Source organism: Haloferax sp. s1, assembly GCF_058382125.1.
The window spans coordinates 1-559 of sequence record NZ_JBZRPK010000213.1 but is presented as its reverse complement, the minus strand read 5'-3'; the positions used below and the strand labels follow the sequence as shown (position 1 = coordinate 559).

2 pseudogenes are annotated in these 559 nt (G+C 57.8%); one reads left to right on the top strand and one right to left on the bottom strand.

Annotated elements, in window-relative coordinates:
* A pseudogene (locus QT222_RS01805) lies at positions 1-233 on the bottom strand (MFS transporter); the annotation flags it as partial.
* A 135-nt stretch (positions 234-368) separates the two neighbouring features.
* Between QT222_RS01805 and QT222_RS01800 the strand changes: the two are divergent.
* Positions 369-559, top strand: a pseudogene (locus QT222_RS01800) (hypothetical protein); the annotation flags it as partial.

The following is a 559-nucleotide window of genomic DNA, read 5'->3' as shown; positions in this document are numbered from 1 at the left end:
CCCGAGTATCCCCCGCTGGGATCCGGCGTGATGGCGTGGATGCCCGAAAAGAGCGCAAGTGCGATGCCGGCGGTCGGGTTGGTTATCTGGGGCGCTTCGATAATCGTGGGGAGAAGGGGCGACAGCAGGAACCGCCCCGCTTGTAGCACTGCCCACGCGAGCGAGACGGTGAGCAACATCCGGCCGGAGTAGCCCGAAAACAAACGCTCGCCGGATGTCGGCTGTCGGTTCACACGTGGCGTATGCTGACCGGGTACCAATGAATTACGATTGCGGAATGGCTGTAGTGATTCGTAACTGCCGTTCTCCCCCACCCAGTTTATATCAACCCACAGTTATTTTTTGGCTCCTGCAAAAGTGTCGTGTGAATGGTCCACTGCCCTGAATGCAAGACGGCCCTCGAAACGATTGACGACATCGAGTTCGTCGAAATGGACGCACGAACTGGTTTCATCAGATCCTCGAAGCGTTTCTATACGACTACCTGTGCAGAATGTAGCGCGACGATTGGCAGCGGTGTCGCCGGTGCGAAACCGAACGGCGGTGCTGCCCCATCGTT